General features: G+C 65.8%; 26 protein-coding genes, 1 other RNA gene and 1 pseudogene. 12 read left to right on the forward strand and 16 right to left on the reverse strand.

Features of this window, described 5'->3' with window-relative positions; genetic code table 11:
• Positions 1 to 30 precede the first annotated feature (30 nt).
• The 3 genes from ACFSX5_RS02480 to ACFSX5_RS02490 all read left to right on the forward strand — a co-directional run bounded on the left by ACFSX5_RS02480 (position 31) and on the right by ACFSX5_RS02490 (position 2,651).
• Complete coding sequence (locus tag ACFSX5_RS02480; RefSeq protein WP_386831453.1) at positions 31 to 801, forward strand: AAA family ATPase; 771 nt, start codon at positions 31 to 33, stop codon at positions 799 to 801.
• A 216-nt stretch (positions 802 to 1,017) separates the two neighbouring features.
• The gene (catB, locus tag ACFSX5_RS02485; RefSeq protein ID WP_386831455.1) at positions 1,018 to 1,647 is read left to right on the forward strand and encodes a type B chloramphenicol O-acetyltransferase; all 630 of its coding nucleotides are present in this window, start codon (positions 1,018 to 1,020) and stop codon (positions 1,645 to 1,647) included.
• 203 nt (positions 1,648 to 1,850) lie between these two features.
• Positions 1,851 to 2,651 carry a phytanoyl-CoA dioxygenase gene (locus tag ACFSX5_RS02490; RefSeq protein WP_386831457.1) on the forward strand — a complete coding sequence of 267 codons (801 nt, stop codon included), beginning with the start codon at positions 1,851 to 1,853 and terminating at the stop codon, positions 2,649 to 2,651.
• A 54-nt stretch (positions 2,652 to 2,705) separates the two neighbouring features.
• Here the strand turns inward: ACFSX5_RS02490 and ACFSX5_RS02495 are convergent, their stop codons facing one another.
• The 7 genes and pseudogenes from ACFSX5_RS02495 to ACFSX5_RS02525 form a co-directional block, all read right to left on the reverse strand.
• Positions 2,706 to 3,851 carry a protease modulator HflC gene (locus tag ACFSX5_RS02495; RefSeq protein ID WP_386831459.1) on the reverse strand — a complete coding sequence of 382 codons (1,146 nt, stop codon included), beginning with the start codon at positions 3,849 to 3,851 and terminating at the stop codon, positions 2,706 to 2,708.
• Between the two features lie 5 nt (positions 3,852 to 3,856).
• A complete protein-coding gene (hflK, locus tag ACFSX5_RS02500) occupies positions 3,857 to 4,972 on the reverse strand; it encodes an FtsH protease activity modulator HflK (RefSeq protein WP_386831460.1) in 1,116 nt (371 codons plus the stop codon).
• Between the two features lie 66 nt (positions 4,973 to 5,038).
• Positions 5,039 to 5,563 (reverse strand): dihydrofolate reductase, encoded by a 525-nt coding sequence (locus ACFSX5_RS02505; RefSeq protein WP_386831462.1) that lies wholly within the window; start codon positions 5,561 to 5,563, stop codon positions 5,039 to 5,041.
• The gene (locus ACFSX5_RS02510; protein ID WP_386831464.1) at positions 5,560 to 6,039 is read right to left on the reverse strand and encodes a GNAT family N-acetyltransferase; all 480 of its coding nucleotides are present in this window, start codon (positions 6,037 to 6,039) and stop codon (positions 5,560 to 5,562) included. Before ACFSX5_RS02510 ends, ACFSX5_RS02505 begins: the two co-directional genes overlap by 4 nt.
• 14 nt (positions 6,040 to 6,053) lie before the next feature.
• On the reverse strand, positions 6,054 to 7,058 hold the full coding sequence (locus ACFSX5_RS02515) for a DUF4424 domain-containing protein (RefSeq protein ID WP_386831466.1): 1,005 nt from the start codon (positions 7,056 to 7,058) through the stop codon (positions 6,054 to 6,056).
• A gap of 81 nt (positions 7,059 to 7,139) precedes the next feature.
• Positions 7,140 to 7,466: pseudogene (locus ACFSX5_RS02520) on the reverse strand (phosphoribosyl-ATP pyrophosphohydrolase).
• Positions 7,463 to 8,257 carry a thymidylate synthase gene (locus tag ACFSX5_RS02525; RefSeq protein WP_386831468.1) on the reverse strand — a complete coding sequence of 265 codons (795 nt, stop codon included), beginning with the start codon at positions 8,255 to 8,257 and terminating at the stop codon, positions 7,463 to 7,465. Before ACFSX5_RS02525 ends, ACFSX5_RS02520 begins: the two are co-directional and overlap by 4 nt.
• A 146-nt stretch (positions 8,258 to 8,403) precedes the next feature.
• On the opposite strand from ACFSX5_RS02525, the gene ACFSX5_RS02530 reads away from it, so the two are divergent.
• Both ACFSX5_RS02530 and ACFSX5_RS02535 read left to right on the forward strand, forming a co-directional pair.
• Positions 8,404 to 8,802, forward strand: a complete 399-nt coding sequence (locus ACFSX5_RS02530; protein WP_386831471.1) for a RidA family protein — start codon at positions 8,404 to 8,406, stop codon at positions 8,800 to 8,802.
• On the forward strand, positions 8,799 to 9,038 hold the full coding sequence (locus ACFSX5_RS02535; RefSeq protein WP_386831473.1) for a YdeI/OmpD-associated family protein: 240 nt from the start codon (positions 8,799 to 8,801) through the stop codon (positions 9,036 to 9,038). The genes ACFSX5_RS02530 and ACFSX5_RS02535 overlap by 4 nt, the downstream gene beginning before the upstream one ends.
• Before the next feature lies 1 nt (position 9,039).
• Here ACFSX5_RS02535 and ACFSX5_RS02540 read toward each other — a convergent pair whose 3' ends face one another.
• A complete protein-coding gene (locus ACFSX5_RS02540; RefSeq protein ID WP_386831474.1) occupies positions 9,040 to 9,570 on the reverse strand; it encodes a thermonuclease family protein in 531 nt (176 codons plus the stop codon).
• A gap of 69 nt (positions 9,571 to 9,639) precedes the next feature.
• Here ACFSX5_RS02540 and ssrA point away from each other — a divergent pair.
• The 3 genes from ssrA (at position 9,640) to ACFSX5_RS02555 (ending at position 10,801) form a co-directional block, all read left to right on the forward strand.
• Positions 9,640 to 9,995: a transfer-messenger RNA gene (gene ssrA / locus ACFSX5_RS02545) on the forward strand.
• Between the two features lie 106 nt (positions 9,996 to 10,101).
• Positions 10,102 to 10,572, forward strand: a complete 471-nt coding sequence (locus tag ACFSX5_RS02550) for an SspB family protein (protein ID WP_386831476.1) — start codon at positions 10,102 to 10,104, stop codon at positions 10,570 to 10,572.
• Positions 10,573 to 10,582: 10 nt separating this feature from the next.
• On the forward strand, positions 10,583 to 10,801 hold the full coding sequence (locus ACFSX5_RS02555) for a ribbon-helix-helix domain-containing protein (protein WP_386831478.1): 219 nt from the start codon (positions 10,583 to 10,585) through the stop codon (positions 10,799 to 10,801).
• Here ACFSX5_RS02555 and ACFSX5_RS02560 read toward each other — a convergent pair.
• Positions 10,798 to 14,421: an AsmA family protein gene (locus ACFSX5_RS02560; RefSeq protein WP_386831480.1), complete on the reverse strand. Its 3,624-nt coding sequence runs from the start codon at positions 14,419 to 14,421 to the stop codon at positions 10,798 to 10,800. The genes ACFSX5_RS02555 and ACFSX5_RS02560 overlap by 4 nt on opposite strands.
• Positions 14,422 to 14,646: 225 nt before the next feature.
• Between ACFSX5_RS02560 and ACFSX5_RS02565 the strand changes: the two genes are divergently transcribed.
• The gene (locus ACFSX5_RS02565) at positions 14,647 to 16,992 is read left to right on the forward strand and encodes an ATP-dependent helicase (RefSeq protein WP_386831484.1); all 2,346 of its coding nucleotides are present in this window, start codon (positions 14,647 to 14,649) and stop codon (positions 16,990 to 16,992) included.
• Positions 16,993 to 17,059: 67 nt separating this feature from the next.
• A complete protein-coding gene (locus ACFSX5_RS02570) occupies positions 17,060 to 17,377 on the forward strand; it encodes a heavy metal-binding domain-containing protein (protein ID WP_386831486.1) in 318 nt (105 codons plus the stop codon).
• Here the strand turns inward: ACFSX5_RS02570 and ACFSX5_RS02575 are convergent.
• Positions 17,374 to 17,664, reverse strand: coding sequence for a putative quinol monooxygenase (locus ACFSX5_RS02575; protein WP_386831487.1), 291 nt, complete (start codon positions 17,662 to 17,664; stop codon positions 17,374 to 17,376). The two genes, ACFSX5_RS02570 and ACFSX5_RS02575, sit on opposite strands and share 4 nt — an antisense overlap.
• 82 nt (positions 17,665 to 17,746) lie before the next feature.
• On the opposite strand from ACFSX5_RS02575, the gene ACFSX5_RS02580 reads away from it, so the two are divergent.
• A complete protein-coding gene (locus ACFSX5_RS02580; RefSeq protein WP_386831489.1) occupies positions 17,747 to 18,616 on the forward strand; it encodes a 50S ribosomal protein L11 methyltransferase in 870 nt (289 codons plus the stop codon).
• Between the two features lie 66 nt (positions 18,617 to 18,682).
• Here ACFSX5_RS02580 and ACFSX5_RS02585 read toward each other — a convergent pair whose 3' ends face one another.
• Both ACFSX5_RS02585 and ACFSX5_RS02590 read right to left on the reverse strand, forming a co-directional pair.
• Entirely contained in the window at positions 18,683 to 18,814 is a 132-nt protein-coding gene (locus ACFSX5_RS02585; protein ID WP_386831491.1) for a hypothetical protein, read from the reverse strand.
• A gap of 122 nt (positions 18,815 to 18,936) precedes the next feature.
• Positions 18,937 to 19,071, reverse strand: a complete 135-nt coding sequence (locus ACFSX5_RS02590) for a hypothetical protein (protein ID WP_386831493.1) — start codon at positions 19,069 to 19,071, stop codon at positions 18,937 to 18,939.
• Between the two features lie 106 nt (positions 19,072 to 19,177).
• Between ACFSX5_RS02590 and ACFSX5_RS02595 the strand changes: the two genes are divergently transcribed.
• The gene (locus ACFSX5_RS02595; RefSeq protein WP_386831495.1) at positions 19,178 to 21,001 is read left to right on the forward strand and encodes an aminopeptidase P family protein; all 1,824 of its coding nucleotides are present in this window, start codon (positions 19,178 to 19,180) and stop codon (positions 20,999 to 21,001) included.
• 117 nt (positions 21,002 to 21,118) lie between these two features.
• Here ACFSX5_RS02595 and ACFSX5_RS02600 read toward each other — a convergent pair whose 3' ends face one another.
• Genes ACFSX5_RS02600 through ligA form a run of 4 tightly spaced genes read right to left on the reverse strand, consistent with a single transcriptional unit; the run spans position 21,119 to position 25,617 of the window.
• Complete coding sequence (locus tag ACFSX5_RS02600; protein ID WP_386831497.1) at positions 21,119 to 21,589, reverse strand: DUF3828 domain-containing protein; 471 nt, start codon at positions 21,587 to 21,589, stop codon at positions 21,119 to 21,121.
• A gap of 9 nt (positions 21,590 to 21,598) precedes the next feature.
• The gene (locus tag ACFSX5_RS02605; protein WP_386831499.1) at positions 21,599 to 22,108 is read right to left on the reverse strand and encodes a hypothetical protein; all 510 of its coding nucleotides are present in this window, start codon (positions 22,106 to 22,108) and stop codon (positions 21,599 to 21,601) included.
• Positions 22,108 to 23,391: a hypothetical protein gene (locus ACFSX5_RS02610; protein WP_386831501.1), complete on the reverse strand. Its 1,284-nt coding sequence runs from the start codon at positions 23,389 to 23,391 to the stop codon at positions 22,108 to 22,110. Before ACFSX5_RS02610 ends, ACFSX5_RS02605 begins: the two co-directional genes overlap by 1 nt.
• 12 nt (positions 23,392 to 23,403) lie before the next feature.
• Positions 23,404 to 25,617 (reverse strand): NAD-dependent DNA ligase LigA, encoded by a 2,214-nt coding sequence (gene ligA / locus ACFSX5_RS02615; protein WP_386831503.1) that lies wholly within the window; start codon positions 25,615 to 25,617, stop codon positions 23,404 to 23,406.
• Between the last annotated feature and the right edge of the window lie 81 nt (positions 25,618 to 25,698).

A 25,698-nucleotide genomic window follows, 5' to 3' on the forward strand; every position in this document is an offset into this window, starting at 1 on the left:
TCCCATCCCCGCCCTACCCACCTTCCGCGCATGCGAAAGAGCCGTGACACCCGCCTGCCGGCGCCATTTCTGAAGCGGCTCTGGCTGCGTGACGATGTCGAGCGCGAGGACCGCTATCCGTTCGACCTGCCGTGGCTGACCGACGAATTCGAGATCGAGTTCGCCACCCCGCTCACCATCATCGTCGGCGAGAACGGCACCGGCAAATCCACATTGGTGGAAGCCATCGCGGCGCTGTGCGGCTTCGACGAGGCCGGCGGCGGCAAAGGCTACAAACCGCTCGACCATTCCGGCGCTCTCGACAAAAGTGGGGCGGAGCTTGCCACCGCCCTGCGCGCATCGTGGCTGCCCAAGGTGACCAATGGCTGGTTCTTCAAGGCGGAATCCTTCTTTTCCGTCGCCCGGTACCTCGACCAGGTAGCCGTCGAAAGCGGGGGGGCCGCGCCGGATTTCCTGTCCTGGAGCCACGGGGAAGGCTTCATCCGCTTCTTCGACGAGCGGATGCGGCGGCAAGGTATCTACCTGCTCGACGAGCCCGAAAGCGCCCTCTCGCCCAAGCGCCAGCTCGAACTGCTTCGGCTGCTGCACGAGGTGCAGCAATCAGCAACGGCACAGATCATCATGGCCACGCACTCGCCGATCCTGATGGCGGTGCCCGGGGCGCGGCTGCTGGAAGTGACCCCGGCGGGCTTCGCGGAGACCGACCTGCTCCGCACCCGCCATTTCCGCCTCTACCAGGACTTCGCCGCCGACCCGGAAGACTTCATCGCTCGCGCGCTGGCGGACGACGGCAGCCTCTGACGGCTGGACACCGGGTTCCGTCCTGGTTTATCCAGCGGGCATCATGAAGATGGCAGACTGTACTTGCTCCATCGCGGCCTGAGGGTCTGACACCCCCGAGGGTCGCCTCTTGCACCGGACGCGCCGGCCGCTTCGTGCTGCCCGCTTGTCCGCTTCCCCACATCGACAGGATGACGCCGAGCCGCTGGCCGGCCACCTGTGATCGCGAGCAAGTCCATGACCAACTACTTCCAGAGCCCGTTTCTGGGCATCCCGCTCGACCGTCAGGTCACCAATCCCAACATCGTAGTTGGCCGCTACAGCTACTATTCCGGCTATTATCACGGCCACAGCTTCGATGACTGTGCCCGCTATCTGATGACCGAACCGGGCGTCGACCGGCTGATCATCGGGAGCTTCTGTTCCATCGGCAGCGGCGCTGCCTTCATCATGGCGGGCAATCAGGGGCATCGGAACGACTGGATCTCAACCTTTCCGTTTGCCTTCGTGCCTGATGCACCGGAGTTCGCACCCGCCGCCAACGCTTTCCAGCCCGCGGGCGACACGCTCATCGGCCACGACGTGTGGATCGGCTCGGAGGCGATCATCATGCCCGGTATCACCGTCGGTGACGGTGCCGTCATCGGCACAAGGGCCCTGGTGACCAAGGACGTCGAGCCTTACACCATCGTCGGTGGCAACCCGGCCAAGCCGATCCGCAAGCGCTTCAGCGACGAGGCCATCGCCAAGCTGCTCGAGCTGCGCTGGTGGGACTGGTCGGTGGAACAACTCACCGCGGCGATGCCGCTGCTGACCTCGGCCGACATCGATGGCCTCCATCGCTTCTGGCGTCAGCGTGTCGCCTGACCACGCTCCGCCCTCTCCTTCGGGAGGGGGCACCCCCTCCCGGCTTGACGGTGTCGGAGAGCACGGCGATAATGCCCGCACCATGATGATGAAGTTCGCCGTTTTCCTGAGCGCCTGAGGGCGCCCATTCCGGGCACTAAGCCCGAGCGCATCTGCGCTCGTCCGGCCGCGTCTGCGGCCACGCGAACTCATGGACACATCACATGCCTGCTTCTTCTCCCGTGCTCAGCCCGGCTGAGCTCGACCGCTTCATCACCGATGGCTTCCTGCGCATCGACAACGCGTTCCCGCGCGAGCTTGCCGATCAGGGCCGCGCCATCCTCTGGCGCGACACCGGGGTCAACCCCGACGACAAGTCCACCTGGACCAAGCCGGTGATCCGCCTCGGCGGTTACCACGACCTGCCGTTCCGCGAAGCCGCCAATACGCCGGTGCTGCACTCGGCCTATGACCAGCTCGTCGGCGCCGGCCGCTGGGCCCCGCCGCAGGGGCTCGGCACTTTCCCGGTACGCTTCCCCTCCGACGAGGCACCCGGCGACGACGGCTGGCACGTCGACGGCAGCTACATGCTGCCCACGGACGACCAGACCGACTTCATGAACATCCGCGCCAATGTCAGCTCCAAGGGGCGGGCCTTGCTGATGCTGTTCCTGTTCTCCGATGTCGGCGAGGACGACGCCCCGACCCGCATCCGGATCGGCTCGCATCTGGAGGTGGCGCGTTACCTTGCCCCGGCGGGCGAGGGCGGACGGACGCTGAGGAACATGTCCGAGGATCGTCCGGACTGGTTCGACACCGGCCGCGAGGCGCTGGCCACCGGTCCGGCCGGCACGGTCTATCTCTGCCACCCCTTCCTGGTGCACGCGGCGCAGCCGCACCGGGGCAAGACCGTGAAGTTCATGGCCCAGCCGCCGCTGTTCCCGAAGGAGCCGATCACGCTGGAGCGGTCGGACGGCAGCTACTCACCGGTGGAACAGGCAATCCGCGTGGCTCTCGGCCGCTGATCGCGCAAAAAGAAAGGGCCGGCTGAGCCGGCCCTTTCCACATCGTTCTGTGCCTTACTGCGCCGGCGGCGCATCGGCGGCGTTCGGCACTGCATCGCCGCCCGTCACCGTTGCCGGCTCGCTCGGCGCACCCGGCGCATCCGGGTTGGCCGGCGGCGGCACTTCGGTGCCGATCGTGGGCTGCAGTTCCGAGCCGTCATCGAGCGTGATTGACGGAGCCGGCGTTTCCTCGATGCCGAGGCCGTCGAGCGCGGGCTCGTCGGTGCTCGGCAGCTCCGGAGTGATGGACAATTGCTGCGGCGGCGCGAGGTTCTCGTTGGCCGCGGGCAGTTCGCCGTTGGAGCCGAAGTAGCGGAAGAACTCGCTGTCGGGCGACAGCACCATGGTGGTGCCGGTGCCGGACAGGGCGGTGCGGTAGGATTCCAGCGAGCGGAAGAACTCGAAGAACTCCGCGTCCTGGCCATAGGCCGCCGCAAAGATGCGGTTCCGTTCGGCGTCGCCCGTACCGCGGATGATCTCCGCGTCACGGGTTGCCGCGGCAACGATCTCGACAGCCTGACGGTCGGCGATGGCGCGCAGGCTCTGCGCCTGTTCCTGACCGCGAGCCCGCAGCAGGGCGGCTTCGGCCAGACGCTCGGCACGCATGCGCTCGAAGGTCTGCTCGAACACCTGTGCGGCGAGGTCCGTACGCAGGATGCGGACGTCGACGACGTCGATGCCGAGTGCCTGCAGGTCGGGACGGATCAGGTCGGCAGCTTCGCGCATCATCTCCGGGCGCTGTTCGGACAGCGCCGCGTTGAATTCGCGCTGACCATAGACCTGACGCAGCACGGCGGCGAAGCGGGTGGCGACACGGTCTTCCACCTGGGCCAACTGACCCTGGGCGGCGATACGGAAGCGCAGCGGATCGACGATGCGGTAGGTGATGAAGGCGTCGACTTCATAGAAGGCACCGCCCGACACCTGAACGCGCAGATTGGTGAGGTCCTGCCGCAGCAGGCGGTCCTCGATGATCTGCACCGTGTCGATGAAGTCGGTCGGGATCTTGAAGTAGAGACCCGGCTCTTCACGCACGTCGAGGATCTGGCCGAAGCGCAGGACGATGGCCTGCTCCCGCTCGTTGACCACGAAGATGGACGAGAAGAACACGTAGAGGGCAGCGACGATGACGACGCCAATGATGATGAGGCGATTGTTCATTTGCGTCAGTTCCCCGTCGAGGTGCTGGGCACGGTGCTGGTCGAGGTGTTCGGCCTCAGCTCCGGCAGGGGCAGGTACGGAATGACGCCCTGATTGCCGGCACCCGTTTCAACGAGCACCTTGGTGGACTGCCCGATCACCTCTTCCATGGTTTCCAGGAACAGGCGCTTGCGGGTCACCTCGGGGGCGTTCACGTATTCGGCGTAGATGGCGTTGAAGCGCTCGGCCTCACCGGTGGCTTCCTGCACCACGCGATTGGCATAGGCGGCCGCGTCTTCACGCAACGCCGCAGCACGACCGCGGGCGTCGCCCAGCAGCGTGTTGGCGTATTGGCGCGCCTCTTCCTGCAGGCGGTCCTCGTCCTGCTCGGCACGCTGCACTTCATTGAACGCGTCGGCCACTTCGGCCGGCGGGGCAGCGCCTTCGATCGACACCTGGCTGATGGTGACGCCGATGCCATAGCTCTCGGCCACGGCCTGGGTGATGTCCTGCACCTCGATTTCGATGCCGGCCTGATCGTCACGGAAGACGTCGTTGGCCGGCCGCCGGCCGACGACTTCGCGCATGGCGCTTTCGGCCGTGGCGCGGATCATGGCGTCGGGGTCGCGGACGTTGAACAGGTAGGCGATCGGATCGCTCACCGACCAGAAGACGGAGAAGCGCACATCGACGATGTTCTGGTCGCCCGAGAGCATCAGCCCGTCGTCGTCGCTGGTGCGGTCGCCGCTATTGGTGCCGCCGATGGTGATCTGGTTGACCGCGAGCGAGGCGCGCTCCACCGTCTCGATCGGCCACAGATGGAAGTGCAGACCCGCCTGGGAGAGTTCGGGCTTGGGAGCACCGAAGCGCAGCTCGACGCCGACCTCGCCCTCAGGAACCGTATAGACGGCGTTCAGCAGCCAGAAGGCCGCGAGCACCAGGACGCCACCAATGATCGCCCAACGGCCGCCGGGAACGCCGCCACGGAACTGGTCGCGGCCACGGTTGAGGATGTCCTCGAGGTTCGGAGTGTTACCGCCGGGGCGACGCGGGCCACCGCCACCGCCGCCGGGAGCCTGGCCCCATGGGCCACCGCCCCCATTATTGCGGCCACCCCCGCCTCCATTACTCTCCCAGGGCATCGCGATCCTTTCGGCAGCATTTTTGTGAAGTGTTGGCGACCTATATAGGCAAGGCGCCGAAGCCGATCAATGCGCCGACCTGGCGCGGCGTTCATACACTTTGACGCGGTAGGGCGCGGCGTCGCGCGGATCGGGCGTGATCTCGGGCTCGGCCACCACCTGCCAGGTAGCAGGATCGATCTGCGGGAAATGGATATTGCCCTCCGGCGCAAGGTCGACATGGCTGATGTAAAGCCGGTCTGCCAAGGGCATAAGCTGCTCATACACCGTGCCGCCGCCGATGATCATGATCTCGCCGACGCCGTCCTTGGCCGCGATTTCGGCTGCGAGGCCAAGCGCTTCATCGAGCGTATGGACCACCACCGTGCCCTCGGCCCTGTAGTCCCGGTCCCTGGTCACAATGATGTTGGAGCGGCCGGGCAGCGGCTTGCCGACGGTTTCGAACTGCTTGCGGCCCATCACCATCGGCTTGCCCATGGTGGTGCGCTTGAAGAAGGCGAAGTCGGACGGAATGCGCCAGGGGATGGTCTGGTCGTTGCCGATCACCCCGTTTCGGGCCACGGCTGCGATCATGGCGATCTTGGCGGTCATGGTGCCCCCAGGCGCTGCAGTGCCTCGCCCTCGATGCGCACCTTGGTCCATTCATCCTGCATAACGCCACCCTGGCTCTTGTAGAACTCGATCGACGGCTCGTTCCAGTCGAGCACCCACCACTCGAAGCGCCCCAGCCCCTCCCGAACGCAGCGTTGCGCCAGGTTGACCAGCAGCGCCTTGCCGATGCCTTTGCCGCGCATGGCGGGGTCGACATAGAGATCCTCGAGCCAGATGCCGTGGCGCGCTTGGAAAGTCGAGTAGGTGTAGAACCAGAGGGTGAAGCCGACCGGTCTGCCGTCCCACTCCGCAATTTCTGCGAAAACTCGGGGGCTGTCACCGAACAGGTCGCGCTCGAGATCGGCCTCGGTGGCCTTCACCTCGTGCTCGAGCTTCTCATAGGCGGCCAGCTCGCGGATGAAGCGCAGGACGAGACCGGCTTCACCGGCAATGGCGGGTCGGATCGTAAGGGTCATGCGTGGGGCGTGATCTACAGGTCGTTGCGGTCGAGGATCAGGATGTTGAGCTCTTCGCGCGGCCAGAAGTTTTCCTTGACCATTTCGAAGGTGGTGGGCCCGATCTTCTTCACGTCCTCGCCGCAGAAGGAGACGAGGTTGGCGGGGTTGCCCTTGTCGACCACCAGGCGGAACTTCTCGATGCCGCCGCCGGCCCAGTTGCCACCGGTGGTGAGAATGTAGCTCAACCAGCTCTCGAAGAAGGGGGCCGTCCAGGGCTCATCGGGGTTGGTCAGGGTCTTGCGCACCGCGGCAATGAAGTCGTCGTCGGTGCAGTATTTCTGCTGATACTCGGCCGCCGGGTCGTAGCCATCTTCGAATGGTTCGTAGAGGAACGCGACACCGGTGGTGCCGCCGACGCTCGGCTTGTAGCGATGCTCCACCGTCACCGTTTCGCCGGCCGGGAAGGTGGCTTCCCAGGTGTAGGTGGCGCGATAGGTCCAGTTCGGCCAGTGGTGTTTTTCCCAGCCCTCGCCGGCATCGAACTCGTCGGGAATGGCGAGGCCGAGATGCAGCAAGGTCTCCAGGGTTTCCCCTTCCAGCGCATCGACGGCATCGATCGCTTCCTGGCGGATCGGCACCAGCGGGATATCGAGCTGGCGGAGCAGTTTGGTCCGATCGACGCCGGCGGCGATGGCATATTCGTGCAGCGTCGCCTCGACCGGCTCGCCCTCGAACAGGGTTTCGAACTCGAAGAGGTTCTCGGCTGGACCTTCCGGGAAGCCCACGGGCGAGAAGTGGTTGGGGACGATGTCGGGCATCGGGAAGGCAACGAGCAGCGTCACGTCTTCGTCGCTGTCATTGCGGAACTCGTAGGTGACGCGGATCTCGTGCTTGGAGATGTAGAGATCTTCGCTCTGCATGGCGATCTCGCCATTGCTGACGAATTCGAGCCCGCCGGTGGTGAGAACGGCGGAGGTGTCGTTGGCCAGGGCGGGAGACGCCGCCAGTGCCAGAAGAACCGAGATCAACCTGCGCATCGGGACCCCTACAATTTTCCCACTTCGTTCTAGCCTGAGGCGACGGAAATAATCGAGCTGAAATGCTGAAGAGGCAGCGAGCTATACAATGGGCGAGCGCCCGAGGTACTGGAACCACTTGCGTTCCAGCGCGGCATCGAGGTCGATGTCGTTGCGGCGGGCGAAAAGCAGGAGCATGGCGAGCACGTCGGCAGTCTCGTCTTCCAGCGCTTGCCTGATGCTTGCAGCGTCTGCGCCCTAGAGGCGATGGCGCCCGGTGGTGCGGAGATACTCGGAAGTCAGCTCGCCCAGTTCTTCCTGGACCTTAAGCAGGTACCAGTCTTCGTTGCGGTCAATTCCGTTACGCGAGGCATAGGTGTCGGACACTTCCGACACCAGTTCGGTAAGCTCGGCCAGCGTCCGGCTCAAACCGCCACCGCACCCTTGATGTGTGGGTGCGGGTCGTAGCCTTCGAAGCTGAAGTCCTCGAAGGTGAAGTCCTCGAGCCGCTTGACCTGAGGGTTCATCACCAGTTTCGGCAGCGGGCGCGGCTCGCGGGTGAGTTGCAGGCGGGCCTGTTCGAAGTGGTTGGAATAGAGGTGGACGTCGCCGAAGGTGTGGACGAACTCACCGACGCCCAGCCCGGTGACCTGCGCCACCATGTGGGTCAGCAGGGCATAGGAGGCGATGTTGAACGGCACGCCCAGGAAGGTGTCGGCGGAGCGCTGGTAGAGCTGGCAGCTCAGCTTGCCGTTGGCGACATAGAACTGGAAGAGGCAATGACAGGGCGGCAGCGCCATCTCGTCGACCTCGGCCGGGTTCCAGGCGGAGACGATGTGGCGGCGGGAGTCCGGCTTGGTGCGGATGGACTCGACCACATTGGCGATCTGGTCGATGTGCTGGCCATCGGGCGCCGGCCAGCTCCGCCATTGCGAGCCGTAGACGGGGCCGAGGTCGCCGTTCTCGTCGGCCCACTCGTCCCAGATCTTGACGCCGCGCTCCTGCAGCCAGCGCACATTGGTGTCGCCGCGCAGGAACCAGAGCAATTCGTAGATGATCGACTTGAGGTGCAGCTTCTTGGTGGTGACCAGCGGAAAGCCTTCGGCGAGGTCGAAGCGCATCTGGTAGCCGAACAGCGAGCGCGTGCCGGTGCCGGTGCGGTCGGACTTGTCGACGCCGCGCTCGAGGATGTCGGACAGAAGCTGGAGGTATTGCTGCATGCCCCAAGCACTATGATGATTCGGGCGGCACCTTCGATGAGGCGGCCGCAGGTGCGCACAGATTTGGTATTCTAATACCGTCGAGTCCGGTGCCATGCGCTGTCAGCAGCATGGTGCTAGCCTGCGGCCCGATAAAGGAGGATCCGATGCAGATCGAACATCTCAACCCCGAAGGCATGCACAGCAATCCTGCCTTTTCGCAGGGGATCATCACTCCTGCCGGGGCGCGCATGCTGCTGGTGGGCGGCCAGAATGCGGTGAATGCCGAGGGCGAGATCGTCGGCAAGGGCGATATCGGCCGGCAAACCGAGCAGGCGATCGCCAACATGCTCACGGTGATCGATGCGGCCGGTGGCAGACTCGAGGACCTGGTGAAGGTCACCCTCATCATCCAGCAGGGCGTCGACCTGCGGGCGGGCTTCGCGGCCTGGATGAAGGTGTGGGGTCAGCGGCCCAATCCACCGACAGTGACGGCGTTGTTCGTCGCCGGGCTGGCGCATCCGGACTACCTGATCGAGATCGAAGCGCAGGTGGTGCTGCCGTGAGCCCGCGCCTGCGACCGCTCCGCCCGCGCGAGCCGATGCCGGACTTCGTGCGCGAGGCGCTGGAGGAGCGTGGCCTGGTGGAGAAGTACGAGGCGCGACCGCCCTACCAGCGCAACGACTACCTCTTGTGGATCAACAAGGTGAAGCGCGAGGAGACCAAGCAGAAGCACCTCAATCAGATGCTCGAGGAGTTGGAGGCCGGCGGCGTCTATATGGGCATGAAGTGGAACGGCTGAGCTAGCACCAGCTCTCCATCCGGCCCCGCCATTGGTGGGCCAGCCCTTCGCTCACCAGCATGCCACCGACAGATTGCCCGTCGCGCATGGCGATGCGGAGCTTGCGGCCATAGCGGTCCTCGTCGCGATCGGCCGGCTCGAGCGTGAACGGCGCCTCGCTTAGCAGTTGCGCGAGGCGCCCGGTCGCTTGCCGGCCCAGCGCCGCCTCGGCCGCGCATTGCGGCTGGCTGGTTTCGGGCGTGTTGATGTCGGCGATGCGGAATTTCACCCCATCGAGCCAAAAGGTGTCGCCATCGACGACGCAGGTGATGCGGGCGCCGCCGGCGCAAACCGGGAAGCTGCGCGACACCGTGGGCGCGGCACTTCCGGCGGGCGAGCCCAGCAGCCAGTCGGCGAGCCCGCTCTCGCGCAGGATCATGGTGCCGCCGCCACCGAGGCCGAGCGCCAGCAGAGTGAAGGGCAGCAGGGGCAGCGTGTCGAGCCAGCCCCGCCGTCTGCTCCTGTAGCGAAGGGCTCTGCCGCGTCCAGCCATCCCGCACCTCCTCCGGTGGAGGGCGGATGGTGCCGATTCGGAGTTAATCCGCCCTCAATTTGAGGGTGAGGGTTTGCATCCGGGACAGGGCTTGCCTATATAGGACTTGCCCGTAAGGGCTATGGCAATAAACGGCTATCGTAATAAACCCGTTGGACCCGGGGGCAGTACCCGGCGCCTCCACCAAATACCCGTCGCGGCGGGACGTTCGGGGGCGAAACAGGATCGACAAGGGCGTAAAGGGTTTGCTTTTGCTCGGTGAGGTACCACCGTTATCGGTCCGAAACTTATAGTTGCTAATGACAACCATAAGGCTCCGGTCGCTCTCGCCGCGTAAGCGGTGCTAGCACTGGGAAATTAAGTCCTCCACCCCTAGCCGGGTGACAGGCGGGGTTCGCAGGCACCTGGCAACAGAAGCCTGCACTTCCGCGTTTCCCTTCCTCACGGCCTTTGCGCTTGAAATCCTTCGAGTGCTGGGGCTGATATGGCCGGGCGGATTCGCCCTCCGCTGCGTTCCAATCGAGGTTGCCGATGGCCGAAGATCACCTGCGTTATGACATTCTTGCCCAGGAAGCGCTCCGCGGCGTCGTACGCAAGGTGCTGGCCGAGGTCGCCAAGACCGGCCTGCCCGGCGACCACCATTTCTTTATTTCCTTCGTCACTCGCGCCCCCGGCGTGCGCCTGAGCGAGAAATTGCTCAGCCAGTACGACAAGGAAATGACCATCGTCATCCAGAACCAGTACTGGGACCTCAAGGTCACCGAGACCGGCTTCGAGGTCGGCCTCAGCTTCGATGGCCAGCCCGAGATCCTGGTGATCCCGTTCGCTGCCATCAAGGGCTTCTTCGACCCATCGGTCCAGTTCGGACTCCAGTTCGATCCTGCCACCGCTCCGGCTACAGCCGTCGATGAGGAGGCGGCCGACGCTGGCGTCGAGACCGAAGCACAGGTCGCCGAGGGCGAAAAGGTCGTCAGCCTCGACGCTTTCCGCAAGAAGCCCTGACGCCGCGCTGATGGAGAAACGTTCCCTCTCCATCGCCGGCCACCGCACCTCCATGGCCCTCGAACCCGAATTCTGGACCGCCCTCGAGACAATGGCGGCCGAACGGGACCTTTCTCTGGCCGCCCTGATCCGTGACATCGACGAGCGCCGCACGACGGCAAACCTGTCCTCGGCCGCGCGGCTTGCCGTGCTGCGCTGGTACCAGGACCGGGCTGTAACCGGCGGTTAGAACGGCTGGTTCACGCCCGGCCCCAGCGGCTGGTTGATCGTCGGCGGCGGAAGGGTGAGCGGTCCGAGTTCCGTATTGGGCGGCGGCAGGGTGGTAATCGACGGAGAAGTTGGGGCTGGTGCCGGCGCCGGTGGTTGCGCTGCGGCGGCGGCTGCTGCTTCCTCTGCCGCCCGCCGCGCAGCCTCCTCCTCCGCCTGCTGACGCTGCAGTTCGATCAGCCGATTGCGCTCCTCCGCCGCGGCCCGCTGGCGTTCCTCGTCCTCTATGCGCAACTGTTCCAGTCTTTCCACCTCCAGCTCGTTGGCGCGGACCTGAATGGCCGCGACCATCTCGGCGAGATCGAGCGTGATCTCCGGCTGCAAAGCCGTCCCCGCGATCCGGGTCAGGATGCGGGCTGTATCCGCCTGCACCAGACCCTCGGGATCGGTGAAGTCGCGCGGAGTGAGCACGAAGGTGCCGTCGAGCCCGAGTGTGCGCAGATTGGTGGTGAGGCTGCCCGAGATCAGCCCGCCCTGCCCTTCAACGATGAAATTGGCGAGCCGCAGTGCTCCACCGGCGATGGTGAAGGCACCGTTGGCCGTTGAGGCGGTGAAGGGTCCCTGCCCCAGCGACACGGCAATGATGGCTTCCAGAGTTTCCGCCTCGAGGTTGAGGGCGTCCTCGATCTCGGCCAGCGCCGGGAACACCGCAGGCGCCAATTGGTTGGCGGTGAAATCGGCAATGGTGAAGCTGCCTTCGCCGGCGGCAGAACCCAGCACGCTGGCAAGGCTGGCGCCGGTGCCCTCGACCTGAATGACACCGTCGAGGCGACCGCCGATCGAGGCCCCAACTGCGGGCGGCGCGATGCTGTCGAGCTCAACACCGGCCAGGCTGGCGCGCGCCGTCACCGTTTTCTGCGGCAGCGGGCCCGAGCAGCAGACGGTGATGTCGGTCTCGAGGCTCCCCTCACCCAGTCCGGCTCGGAGCCGTGCCAGTCGGAGCCGCGTTTCATCCCAGCCGAAGTCCACGCGGGCGTCGGACCATTCCTGCGGTCCCACCGCGAGCACCGGCGCGGTCAGCGTCACCGTGCCGCGTGAGGTGCGGGGCTCCGAACCGATGTCGATCGGCCCTTCGGGCCAGACATCGAGGCCGGGGATCAGCGCGGCTGACCCGAAGATCGCGGTGGCAAGGCTGTCGCCGGTCATCCGCTCCATTTCGAGCTCGCCCGAGACCACGGCCGAACCGGCAGTGCGGCTGAGTGTCAGCGCGCCGGAAACCGCGCTGCCGCCGCTTTCACCCGCAAGCTCGGTGAGCTGAATGTCGCTGTTGCCGGTGAAGGCGAGCTTGGCGGTTCCCGACATGACCGGCAGGTCAATCCCTGTAGCGCCTGCCCAGGCCGCAATGGCAGTGGCGTCGACACCTCGCGCGGAAACCGTGCCGCTCCCCTCGAGAACCCCATCCGCTGCGATCGACACCCGGCCGGAAAAGCCGAGACTGGAGTCGGCGCGGCTGCCGGTGAGTTGGGCGGCGAAGCCGTCGGCGGCAGAGCCCTCGAGTGACGCGCTGACCAGCACGGCGTCCCCACCGCGGAACGGCGTCGCGTTACCGAACCCCAACTGCTCGGCCAATTCGGCGCCACGGTCCCCTTCGAGCGAGGCCGTGACACGCAAGGGTGCCTGAGCCAGGCCGGAGATGCCGGCGGCTAGATTGGCCCGCAGGTAGAGTTCGCCACGGCCCAACGGCCCTCGCACGGTCACCGTCTGGCCGCCATTATCGCCGGGCGGCTCGAGATCGAAGGCCAGTTCGGCTGGCAGTGATCGCGCCAGGGCCGTGCGCCACGCCGCCGGCACGCTCAATGCGTCGTAGACTGCAGTCAGACCCGGTGCCGAGGCGGTCTCGGCGGCTAAGGTGCCGGAGCCGGATAGCACCAACGAGTCGAGCGATCCCCCGACCTCCCCGGCGACATCAACGGTGACGCCGCCCCAGTCGGCTGCGGCAAGACGCTCAAACCGCATTGTGCCACCGGACCAGACGCCCTCTGCATGGAGATCCAGTCCCGGCTGGCCCAACACTTGCGCCGCATCGGCGGCCAGGGTGAAGCTGCCGGCGGGAAAACTGGTGCGGAAGCTCGGGTCCGCCGAGATGTTCGGCAGAAGCGCGGCCACATAAGCACTGTGGCTCGTGTCCAACTCGCCGAAATGGACGGTCAGGTCGAGCCGCTTCTCATCCCCGAAGCCGAGGCGGAGTTCTGCCGCAGCAGACTCGCTTCCCACTGTCAGCGTCGCCCCCAGTATCCCCAGCGCATCCGCTGCCAGCAGCACCCGTCCCGTGAGGCTTGCCGGAACGCCGAACAACACATTGTCCCCGCCCGGACGCCGCCAGAGCGTCGCCAGTGCGTCGACCCGCTGGCTGATGACGCTGGCATCGCCGGTGAAGGCGGGCCGGTCGCCTTCGGCCAGGAGGGTGCCGCTTAGCGACACGCTCGTGTCCCCCGGCAGTTGCGCCTCGAAGCTCTCGATCAGCCAGCGATCGCCCTCGCTGCGGGCGTCGAGACGCACGTCGCGCAGGGCGAAAGCCCTGAGCCCGACTTCGGCGAGATCGAGCCCGATGCGGCCCGGGATCGGTGGCAGCGGCGGGGCGGGCAATTCGGCCAGCATGCGCACGATCTCGTAGGGGTGGTCAGCCGGGTTCTCGTTGGCATCGCGTGGCGGCAACGAGAACACCCCGCCCGAGACCACCGCATCGAAGCCGAGGCGTTCGCCGAGCTGGATACTGGCAGCCCCGGTCAGGCGGGTGCCAGCGCGGTTTTCGTCCGGCTGCAGGGTGTAACTGGAAAGGACGATCCGGTCTGTGGAGCCGGATACCTGCGCCTCTAGGATCAGATCGCCGCGGATGTCTTCGGCGGCGTCCGCAGCGGGCGGCCGCTGCCGGAAGGTGAGCGTACCATCGAACTTCGGTGCTATGCCGGGCACCAGCGTGCCCTCGGTGGCAAAGGAGAAGGCGCCGCTCTGCGGATTGATGAAGGCCGAAACGCGCGATGCACCCGCCTCGTCGGGCGCTGACGAGTTCATGCGCACCGAATAGCGCTCGCCATGGTAGTTGCCGGCCCCCTGGAACTGCAGCGGGCCGCTCATCCCCGACAGGCGCAACTGCCCATCGAGGCGGGTCGTCTCGAAGGTCTGCTCGGTCCGGCGATCGAACAGGCGCAGTGTGCCGTTGCGGATTTCCGTCTCGCCCAGGCCAACGCCGTTGTCGTCCGAGGCCAGGGTCACCCCGCTGCCGAACAGGCCGCTCTCATCGATGGTGAAATCGACCACCGGCCCATCCAGCAGGAAGCTGGTCAGCACGTAATTGTCGCGCAGAAAGTCCAGGAGCGAGAACTCGGCCTCGACCGTGTCGACCGTAGCCGCCGGCTCTTCCGGGGAGCCGACCAGCACATTGGTGAAGACCAGCCGCGGCTGCGGCAGCAGGGAGAAGTCGATATCACCGCGGATGGTGACGGGCGTGCCGAGCATGCCGGAGGCGAGCTCTTCCATGCGGACGCGATAATCGCCCCACTGGATGAAGCGGGGCACGATGAAGGCGCCGGCGAGCACGATGATCGCCAGCGTGCCGACGATGATGTAGATGCGGTTGAGCACGACGCCGGTTCACCCTTGTCCGTTGCGGCAGTGTAGGCATGGCGCGCCCCTGCGCAAGCCCGCCAAGGACCGGATTTCCCGAGCGGCAATGACGGATCGGTGACGCGCCCGCGTTCTATACAGCGGCGGCTCCGGCGCCTATATTGCAGCGAGAACAAAATGAGATTCGTCAATCCCCGCGCTGCGCGGCCGTTCTGCCGGCCCGGCGCAGAGGAAAGGCCCTGAATGCCCTCACCTGCCAATCCGCTCGAGCGCCCTGCGCCGGGGCCGATCACCAGCCAATTGGCGCGCGCCCAGGCGAAGCTTGACTACCTCAAGGGCCTGAACGACGAACAGCGCGAGGCGGTGCTGACCACCGAGGGTCCGCTGCTGGTGCTGGCCGGCGCCGGCACCGGCAAGACGCGCGTGCTGACCACCCGCATCGCCCACATCCTGACGGAGCGGAAGGCGCGCGGCAGCGAAATCCTGTCGGTGACTTTCACCAACAAGGCCGCGCGCGAGATGAAGGAGCGCATCGGCAAGCTGGTAGGCTCGACCGTGGAAGGAATGCCGTGGCTCGGCACCTTCCACTCCATCGGTGCCCGCATCCTGCGCCGCCATGCCGAGCTTGCGGACCTCAAGTCCGACTTCACCATTCTCGACACCGACGATCAGATCCGGCTGATCAAGCAGCTCCTCGACGCCGAGAACATCGACGAGAAGCGCTGGCCGGCGCGGCAGTTCGCCAACATGCTCGACACCTGGAAGAACCGCGGACTGCTGCCCAAGGACGTATCCCCGGCTGACAGTGGCAGTTTCGCGAACGGTCGAGGCACCCGGCTCTATGCCGACTACCAGGCCCGGTTGAAGGTGCTGAACGCCGCCGATTTCGGCGACCTGCTGCTCGAGAACATCCGCATCTTCCGCGAATATCCCGACGTGCTCGCCCATTATCACCGGCAGTTCAAATACATGCTGGTGGACGAGTACCAGGACAGCAACGTCGCCCAGTATCTCTGGCTGCGGCTCCTGGCGCAGGGAAAACCCGCGAGCGAGGCCAATATCTGCGTGGTCGGCGACGACGACCAGTCGATCTATGGCTGGCGCGGCGCCGAGGTCGACAACATCCTCCGCTTCGAGAAGGATTTCCCCGGCGCCAAGGTGATCAAGCTCGAGCGCAACTACCGCTCGACCTCGAATATCCTCAAGGCCGCCTCGACCCTGATTGCCAACAACGAAAGCCGGCTCGGCAAGACGCTGCAGACCGATGTGGGCGAGACGGGCGAGAAGCTCACCGTCACCTCCGTTTGGGACAGCGAGGAAGAAGCGCGGCAGATCGGCGAGGAGATCGAGCAGTACCAGCGCCAGGGAGAATCGCTGAACTCGATGGCGATCCTGGTTCGCGCCTCGCACCAGATGCGCGAACTCGAAGAGCGGTTCATTACTCTCGGGCTGAACTACCGCGTCATCGGCGGGCCGCGCTTCTATGAGCGTAAGGAAATCCGCGACGCCATCGCCTATCTCCGGGTTATCGCCAACCCGGCGGACAGCCTCAGCTTCGAGCGCATCGTCAACGTGCCCAAGCGCGGCCTCGGGGATTCGACCGTGCAGTTGCTGCACAACACCGCGCGCGCGGCGAACACCAACCTGGTCTCGGCGACCCGCATGCTGCTCGAGACCGAGGAACTGAAGCCAAAGCAGCGCACCACGCTGCGCGAATTGCTGGCGCAATTCGATGACTGGTCGGCGCGGCTGCAAGGCCTGCCGCACTACGAACTCGCCGAACAGGTGCTGGACGAAAGCGGCTACACCGCCATGTGGCAGGCGGACAAATCGCCGGATTCGCCGGGGCGTCTGGAAAACCTCAAGGAACTCGTGCGCTCGATGGAGGAGTTCGAGACGCTAGGCGGGTTTCTGGAACACATCTCGCTGGTGATGGACCGCGATACGGTCGAGGCGGAGGACGCCGTCACCATCATGACCCTCCACTCGGCCAAGGGGCTCGAATACGACACCGTGTTCCTGCCCGGCTGGGAAGAGGGGCTGTTCCCCTCGCAGCGCAGCATGGACGAACTCGGTCGCGCCGGCCTCGAGGAGGAGCGCCGCCTCGCCTATGTCGGCATCACCCGCGGCAAGAAGCGGGTGCGGCTGTCGATGGCGCAGAACCGGCGTATCCGCGGGCTGTGGCAATCCGCCCTGCCCTCGCGCTTCATCGACGAACTGCCGCCCGAGGTGGTGGACGTCAAGGACACCGGCTCCGGCTATGGCGGCTACACCTATGGCGGCGGCGCGGCTGGCCGCTTCAATTTCGCCGACCCATTCGAGAGCGTCTACAACACTCCGGGCTGGCAGCGCGCCAAGGCGCAGCAATCCTCGCGCAAGGGCGGCGGTCCGCTCACCATCGAGGGCGAACTGGTGGCCCGCTCCGTGGACATCGGCAGCGACCGCTCGCCCTACGAGACCGGCCAGCGCGTCTTCCACCTCAAGTTCGGCTATGGCGAGATCAGCGCCATCGAGGGCAACAAGCTGACCATCGATTTCGACAAGGCCGGCCGCAAGAAGGTGCTGGAGAGTTTCGTCAGCAAGGCTTGAGGGGGCGCGACCTTTAAGCTGAAGCTCGCGCTACTTATGTGCTCCCTGCACACACAGGGAGCACCCCATGATCATCTCGACCACCCACACCCTCGAAGGCCGCCCGATCCGTGAGTATCTGGGGCTGGTCACCGGCGAGGTGATCGTCGGCGCCAATATCTTCAAGGACCTGTTCGCCGGCATCCGCGACATCGTCGGTGGCCGGGCCGGTGCCTATGAGGGCGCCCTGCGTGACGCCCGCCGGCAGGCCTACGAAGAGCTGCAATACGAGGCGGAGCGGATCGGCGCCGACGCAGTGATCGGCGTCGATCTCGACTATGAGGTGGTCGGCGGCCAGGGCTCGATGCTGATGGTCTCGGTCACCGGCACCGCGGTGCGGCTCTAGACCCCGGTGCCGCCGAGCGGCTCGGTTTCGAACCGCTCGGCAAAGCCGGCGATCAGCGGCCTTGCCTTGCTGATGGTCTCGCGCACGGCGGGGATATCCAGGGAAGCCGCGTGCTGCTCCTTGCTGTCCCAGACCTCGGTGATCCAGATGCCGTCCTCGCTGGCGGGATCGCGGGCGATCACATAACTGCGGCAGCCCGGCATGGGCGTGTTGCCGTTCAGCAAGATGGCCAGCAACTCCTCGCGCTTGCCGGGGGCGGCAAGCATGCGTCCGATCAGTCCATACATCCGGCTCTCCTCGCTCGGGGAGAACGCACATTGACCTCCGCAGGCGATTGGCGCAACTAGGCGCCAACTCAAGGATCTGCCCATGCCCGTTGACCAGGTTTCCGTGCCCCTCACCAAGGATCAGGCCTACGCGCTGGTCGATGCCGTGATGGAACGCGACGACCTGGCGCTAACCGCCTCCGCGCACGAGGACGAGTCGACAGGCGAGTGGGTGTTCCAGGCGACTTGTGACAGCCCGCCCGATCTCGCCGCGTTCCGCGAGCTGGCGCGACAGGTGCTCGGCGCGGAGCTGGAGTTTGCCGTTGATCCGATCGACCCCGAGGTCAACTGGGTGGCAAAGTCGCTGGAGGGGCTGGCTCCGGTCGCCGCCGGCGGCTTCTATGTCTATGGCAGCCACCATGAGGGTCCGGTGCCGCGAGGGCTGACCCCGATGCGCATCGATGCCGCCCAGGCCTTCGGCACCGGACACCATGAGACCACCACCGGGTGCCTCGAAGCCATCGACATCGTGTTGAAGCGGCGGCGCCCCCGCGCCATGCTGGATGTCGGCACCGGCACGGGCGTGCTGGCGATCGCACTCGCAAAGCGCACCCGCACGCCCGTGTTGGCCACCGATATCGATCCGGTAGCGGTCCGCACGGCAGTGGAGAATGCCGAGTTCAATGGCGTCGGCAAGCTGGTCCATGCCATCGAGGCGACGGGGCTCAGCCACCAGACCATCACCCGCAATGCCCCCTATGATCTGGTCGTCGCCAACATCCTGGCCGGGCCGCTGATGGCGCTGGCGCCGGCCATGGCGCGGGTGACCGAGCGTGGCGCCAATGTGATCCTTTCCGGGATTCTCGAGCACCAGGCGCGCGGCGTGATCAATGCCTATGGCCGTCAGGGGCTGGTGCTTGTGCAGAAGCTGCAGCGCAAGGAGTGGTCGACGCTGATCCTCGAGCAGCGCTGAGGCACAAAAAGCAAAATCCCCGAACGAAGTTCGGGGATCGCAAGCATCGTCAGCGATTTGGCTGCCTTACGGCCGCTTGGTGAAGGCACCAAGCAGCTGGTACTGCATGCGGTTGGGGACCTGACGGCTCGACTCGCGGCCGCGGGCGTCAATGACAGCTCCCAGCGCGTTGCTGAACTTGTTCTTGTTCTCGGGCATCTCAGTCTCCATTCGCGGACGGGCGATGTTCATACCCGTCTCACGGGCTCTATCTAGGCCTTACCTATCACCGGGGTAAGTGGCTCGCGGGCAACGCAGCCCTGCGCCTCTCGCAAGGCGCGTTAGCGCTTCGTAAACTTGCGCTCGGCGGCGTCGAAATCGCGCTGGTAGCGTTCAACAATGCGTTGGGCCTGACGCTCGCGGCCGGCGATCAGCGCGTCCACGGCGCGGCGGAAGAAATTCTTGTCCTGGCTCATCTTCGTTCTCCTGGCTCGCCACTTCATGTAGGAAACGTCGGGTGCTGGACTAGGCCCAAAGCCGAAGGCCAGCCATGCCCGCAGCGCACCTCGCCAGGACCATGTGATGACCGAGACCAGCTTCCCCCCCACCCAGTTCCAGAGCTTTGAGGAGCGCTCCGATCCTGCCACCGTGAAGCCGAGGCTGACGGCGCTGCGCAAGGCGATAGCCGAAGCAGGTGTGGACGCGTTCCTGATCCCGCGAGCGGATGCTCATCGCGGCGAGTCGGTGCCGCCAGGCGAGGCGCGGTTGGCCTATGTCACCGGATTCACCGGCTCGGCCGGTGTGGCGGTGGTGGGAGCAAAGAAGGCAGGCCTGTTCGTTGACAGCCGCTACACGCTACAGGCGCCGGCGCAGACCGACACGAAGCTGGTGACGGTGCACGAATGGCTCCTGGGCGGCTACTCGCCGGAGATCACCCGTTACGTGCCGAAGGGCGGCAAGCTCGCCTATGATCCCTGGCTGCACACGCCGGGCGAGGTGCGGGACCTCGAGGCCAAGCTCGACGGCCATGCAACGCTGGTATCACACGCCAATCTGGTGGATTCGATCTGGACCGACCGGCCCGGCGCCCCGGTCTCGCCCGTGGAGTTCCTCGGCCACAACCGCGCCGGGCGCGAGAGCACCGACAAGATCGCCGAGATCCAGGCGGCGATCGGCACCGAGAAGGCGGACAGCGCCGTGCTGACCCTGCCGGAATCGATCTGCTGGCTGTTCAACATGCGCGGACGCGATGTGCCGAACACGCCCTTCGTGCTGGGCTTCGCCGTCGTGCCCCGCCGCGGCAAGCCGACGCTCTATCTCGACTCCGCCAAGATCACGCCGGAGATTCGCCAGGCACTCGACGGCATCGCCACCATTGCCAACAGCAAGATGCTGCTGCCGGCGCTGGAGCGGCTCGGCAAGGGCGGCAAGTCCGTGCTGATCGACCCGGCCACCGCGCCCGAGGCGATCGCTGCCACCCTGCGCGAGGCCGGTGCGACACTGGTGGAGAAGCGCGATCCGGTGCTGTTGCCGAAATCACGCAAGAACGAAGCCGAACTCGCCGGCATGCGCGAGGCGCACCGGCTCGATGGCGTGGCCCTTGCCAAGTTCCTCGCCTGGTTCGATGGCGAGGCGCCAAAGGGCGAACTCACCGAGATCGGCATCGTCACGGCCCTGGAAGCCTTCCGCCGCGAGGAAGAGACCTGTGTCGACGCCAGCTTCGACACCATCTCCGGCGCCGGCCCCAACGGCGCCATCGTCCATTATCGCGTCAGCACCAAGACCGACCGGCGGCTCCAGCCGGGTGAGCTGATGCTGGTGGACAGCGGCTCCCAGTACCTGTCCGGCACCACCGACATCACCCGCACGCTGTTCACCGGCTCGGCTACGCCGGAGCAGAAGGATCGCTATACGCGGGTACTCAAGGGCATGATCGCTGTCTCCACCGCGCGCTTCCCCAAGGGCACCAGCGGCGCGCAGATCGACGTGCTCGCCCGCCAGTTCCTGTGGGCGGACGGCATCACCTACAATCACGGCACCGGCCATGGTGTCGGCGCCTATCTCGGCGTGCACGAGGGGCCGGTGGGCATCTCCTCGCGCTATACGCTGCCGCTCGAGGCCGGGAACGTGCTGTCGAACGAGCCGGGCTACTACAAGGCCGGCGAATACGGCATCCGCATCGAGAACCTGATCGTGGTGAAAGAGGCAGAGGCCTTCCCCGGCTATCTCGAGTTCGAGACGCTAACCCTGGCGCCGATCGACACTCGGCTCATCGAGCCATCGCTGCTGACCGAGGCGGAGCGCCAATGGCTGAACGATTTCCACGCCCGCGTGTGGAAGGAGATCGGACCGCAGATGAAGGGCTCGGTGAAAGACTGGCTGAAAGAGGCGACGGCGGCGATCTAGACGCCGCCGAACGCCGAAACATCACACCGCAGCCCCGCCCTACTCGATGTCACCCCGGCCCTGAGCCGGGGTCCATCTTGAGATCGCGGGATGACACACGGCGTCTATGCAGGGCGTCTATTGGGCCGCCTGCTCGCCCGCTGCGTCAGCAAAAATCTCGCTCAGGCGGTACTCGTTGCCGGGCGTGACCGACGCCACGTCGTCGATGCGCCAACCTCCATCTTCTAACACCAGGTCATAGACCAACTGCCGCGGCTCGCCGAAATTGGTGAAGGACACGCCCGCGGTGGCGAGATCGCCATCCACCGCCACCGCTTCGATCCTGAACGCGTAGATGTCGAAATCCTGCCCATCGATGAACGGGTCGAAGCTGAGCGCCCCCATCTCGCCGTCGGGCGTATTCTCGGCATCACGCTCATAGAGCGCCTGCAGCGCTTCGGACCGGAAGGGGGTCTCGTCCTCATAGAACTCGCCGATGAAGTAGGGCTCGTAGAAGGCCTCGAGCAGCGCCTCCGGCGTGTCAAAGGTCTGCGCCATCGCCGGCACGGCGAGAGCGACGAAGGCGGCGGCAAGGGCAAACAGGCGCATGGTGGTTTCCTAGGGAGCCAAGGGATCGGCGAGATAATCGCTGAGGCGGAGCGGCAATCCGTCTTCGAATGGGGGCAGGATGATGTCGTCTATCTTCCAGCCATCGTGGCCCTCGTCGACGAGTTCGAAGCCGATGGTCTGGTGGGGCTCGCCCAAGAAAGTGATCTCGACCTCGGCGGTGGCGCGGTCGCCTTTCACCTTCGGCTCGCCGATGGTGAACGCCATGCCGCCCGAATCCTGACCGTTGATGAACGGAGAGAAATCGAGCGCGCCCATCTCACTGCCGTCGGCCTTGACGACGCGGTCGGCCTCCTCCAGCAGCGCCGACAGGTCGTGCGAGAAGGCCTGCCTGTCATCGAAGCTCGCGTCGGGATCGAAATCCTCCCAGTTCTCCTCGTAGGAGGCGATCTGATCGTAGATCGCTTCGAGCAGCGCCTTGGGATCGTCAAAGGTGGCGATCGGCGCCGCCACGGCTGGAGCAGCGATCAGCAGCAGGCCGAGGAGAGGAAGGTGGCGCATCAGTTGAACCAGAACACGTAGTTGAGCCATTCAGTACCGAAGACCCGATTGGCCTCGGCGAAACTCTCGGCGTCGGCGATCGGGCCATCCCTGAGATAGGGCAAGGCCCCCTGCCCCGTCAGCAGCATCACCAGGTCGGTCTCAGCGGCGGTGGTGAAATAGGCCGCTAGATCAAAGCCCTGCCGGAAGCGCCAGTGCGGCACCAGAAGCTCGCCGGCGAGGATCTGCTCGACCGTGTCGAGCGTCGCCATCCAGGCGGCGACGGTCTCCTCGGTCACCGGCGTGTTCGGCACCAGCGAGGTCTGCCGCGGCGACGGCACCAGTTCGCGGTTGTCGTCGGTCTCGGCCAGGATAGCCTCCCAGTTGCGCCGCGACAGCGCCGGGATGGATTTCAGGCGCTCCAGCACGCCGGCCAACCGATCGCTGTCGGTGACCGGGAAGTCGAGCGTGTGGATGGCGGCGATCACGTCGGCGAGGAAGGCATCGCTTTCCTCATCCATGAACAGGGTGCCGCCGGTCGAATAATCCTGCATCGGCAGGCCGGCCATCGGGAAGACGCGGTGCAGATAGGCGTCGTAGAACCCCGAAAAACCATGTGCCAGCAGCAGGTCGATCGGGGAGGCGACGATCTGGGTGTAGCCGGCGAACCACCAGGCATCGGCGCGATCAAAGCCGATGGTGGTGTCGACCGGCTCGGCTTCCGCCCGCCCCTTGGACTTGCCCGGCGGCGGCTTGTCCGGTGACGGGATGGTGGCGAATTCGCCGAGCGGCTCGAGCATGGCCCGGAGCGTCTCGCCCTCTTCCGCTGTGCCGTCACCGTTGAAATCGATCCTGACGCGCAGCGGATCGATGGTCAGAACATAGTCGCCGCTCTCGCCAGCGGCTTCGAAGCGCGCGCGGGCAGCGTCCATGCCGGCAACGAAGTCTTCCAGCACAGTGCGCAGCGCCTCGTAGGTGAGTTGCTCCGGGGCCGGATTGGCCGGTGCCGCAACGGTGTCGACGCCCATGCCGAGCAGCATGGCCGCAGCCGGGGTGCCGGGCGTCGTCGCCCCATAGCGGTAGAGGTCCTGCGCCAGGCCTTCGATCGTGCCCAGCAGCTCGGTCATCCCGGCGGCGAAGCACGCGTCGGTCTCGCCCCCGTCGCAGGCAGCAAACGTCTCTGCCCGCGCCTCGATCAGCGTGCCCTCATAGAGCCGCTCGGCCAGCCGATCGCCCGCCTCGCTGGCGAGCACGGGGCTGGCAAACAGCGCGGCCGCTGCCAGCGCCTGAACAACGCACTTCATGACCTGTCTCCCTCAGCGCCCGACGCGCTCGAACCACTGGTCTTCGGTGATGACTTCGACGCCGAGTTCCTCGGCCTTCTTGAGCTTGGAGCCGGCCCCCGGCCCCGCAACGAGAATATCCGTCTGCGACGACACCGAGCCGGCGACCTTCGCGCCCAGCCGCTCGGCCATGGCCTTGGCTTCCGAACGCGTCATCTTCTCGAGCGAGCCGGTGAACACCACCGTCTTGCCGGCCACCTGGCTGTCGGCCGAGATGGTGACGACGTAGGGCTTCGGCTTCACATGGCTGAGCAGGTCGTTCAGCGCGGCGACGTTACGCTCGTTGCCGAAAAAGTCCCGCACCGACGACCACACCGTATCCCCGATCCCGTTGATCGAAGGGAACACGGCGTGCATGTCACCACCACTCTCGGCCGCTTCCACCGCCTTGTCGCGGAAGGCTTCGATGGTCGAGAAGGTCCGCGCCAGGAGCGCTGCCGTAGTCTCGCCGACATGGCGAATGCCGAGGGCAAAGATAAAGCGATCCAGCTCCGGCTCGCGGCGCGAGTCGATGGCGTCGAACAGCTTGTCGAGCCCCTCATAGGTGCGTTCCTCGGCGCTCAGCACCTTCTTGCGCACCTTGCCCGTCAAGCGCTCGCGCTCGGCAGCCTGCGCCTCACGACGCTCGAACAGCGCCTGCCGCACCTCCGTTGCCCGCTCGCGGAGCCGGAACAGATCGGCCTGGGTCTTCAGCAGCCCGGCCGAAAAGAAGGTCTCGACGTTCTCGGTGCCCATGCCCTCGATGTCCATGGCGTTGCGGGCCACGAAGTGCTTGAGGTTCTCGATCGCCTGCGCCGGGCAGATCGACTCCCCGGTGCAGCGGCGCCGGGCGTCCTCCTTGCCGGTCTTCTCGTTCAGCTCGCGCACCGCCGGAGAACCGCAGACCGGGCAGGTCTCGGGGAAATGGTAGGGCTCGGCGTCCGGCGGGCGCTTCTCGAGCAGCACCTTCACCACCTGCGGGATGACGTCGCCTGCGCGCTGGATCACCACCGTGTCGCCGATGCGGATGTCGGCGCCATCCCGGATCGGCTGCCCGAAGCTGTCGCGGCCGGCGATGTAGTCCTCATTGTGGAGCGTGACGTTGACGACGGTAACGCCCCCCACCGTCACCGGATCGAGCCGTCCGACCGGAGCCAATGTGCCGGTGCGGCCCACCTGGATGTCGATCTGGCGCAGGATGGTCGTGGCCTGTTCGGCCGGGAACTTGTGGGCGACGGCCCAACGTGGCTCGCCGGTCACGAAGCCCCAGCGGCGCTGCAGTTCAAGCTGGTCGACCTTGTACACGACGCCATCGATATCGTAGCCGAGGCTCGCCCGCTGCGCCTCGATTTCCCGGTACTGCGCGATCAGTTCCTCAACCGATTGGGCCCGCGTCATCAGCGGATTGACCTTGAAACCCCAGTCGGCAAAGCGCTGCACCGCTTCATATTGCGTCGGCGCCGGGTCCTCGGTGGTGTAACCCCAGGCATAGGCAAAGAAGCACAGGTTGCGGCTGGCGGTGACCGCCGGGTCCTTCTGGCGCAGCGAACCCGCGGCGGTGTTGCGCGGGTTGACGTAATCCTGCCCGCCGATCGCGGCGGAGCGCTCCTTCAGGGCCTGGAACTCGGCATAGGTCATGTAGACCTCGCCGCGGACCTCGATCACCTCGGGCCAGCCGCTGCCGGCGAGCTTTTCGGGAATATCCTTGATGGTCCGGAGGTTGGCCGTGATATCTTCGCCCACGGCACCGTCGCCGCGCGTCGCGCCCTGCACGAACACGCCGTTCTCGTAGCGCAGCGACGCGGACAGACCATCGATCTTGGGTTCGGCAGTGAAGGCGAGTTCCAGGCCCTCGTCGCGACCGAAGAAGCGGCGGCCGCGCTCGATGAAGTCAACCACGTCCTGGTCGGTATAGGCCTTGGCAAGGCTCAGCATCGGCACCTGATGGCGCACCTTGGCAAAGCCTTCGGCGGGCGCCGCACCGACGCGGCCGGTGGGGCTATCCTCGCGCACCAGTTCCGGGAAGGCCGTCTCGATTTCGGCATTCCGCAGCCGCATCTGGTCGTATTCGGCGTCGGTGATCTCCGGCGCGTCATTCTGGTGGTAGGCGACGTCGGCCGCGGCGATGGCTTCGGCCAGGCGCTGGAGTTCGGCGCGGGCCTCGCCCTCGTTCAGCTCATCGACGGGTTTCGTGGAACTACCGCTCATGCCTAACTCGCAAACTGCCGAACAACTGCGACCTCATTCCCGCGCGGGGGGAATCCATCCTTGTCATGGCCTAGCACGCGG

Source organism: Devosia albogilva, assembly GCF_042685625.1.
Classification (GTDB): Bacteria; Pseudomonadota; Alphaproteobacteria; order Rhizobiales; family Devosiaceae; genus Devosia; species Devosia albogilva.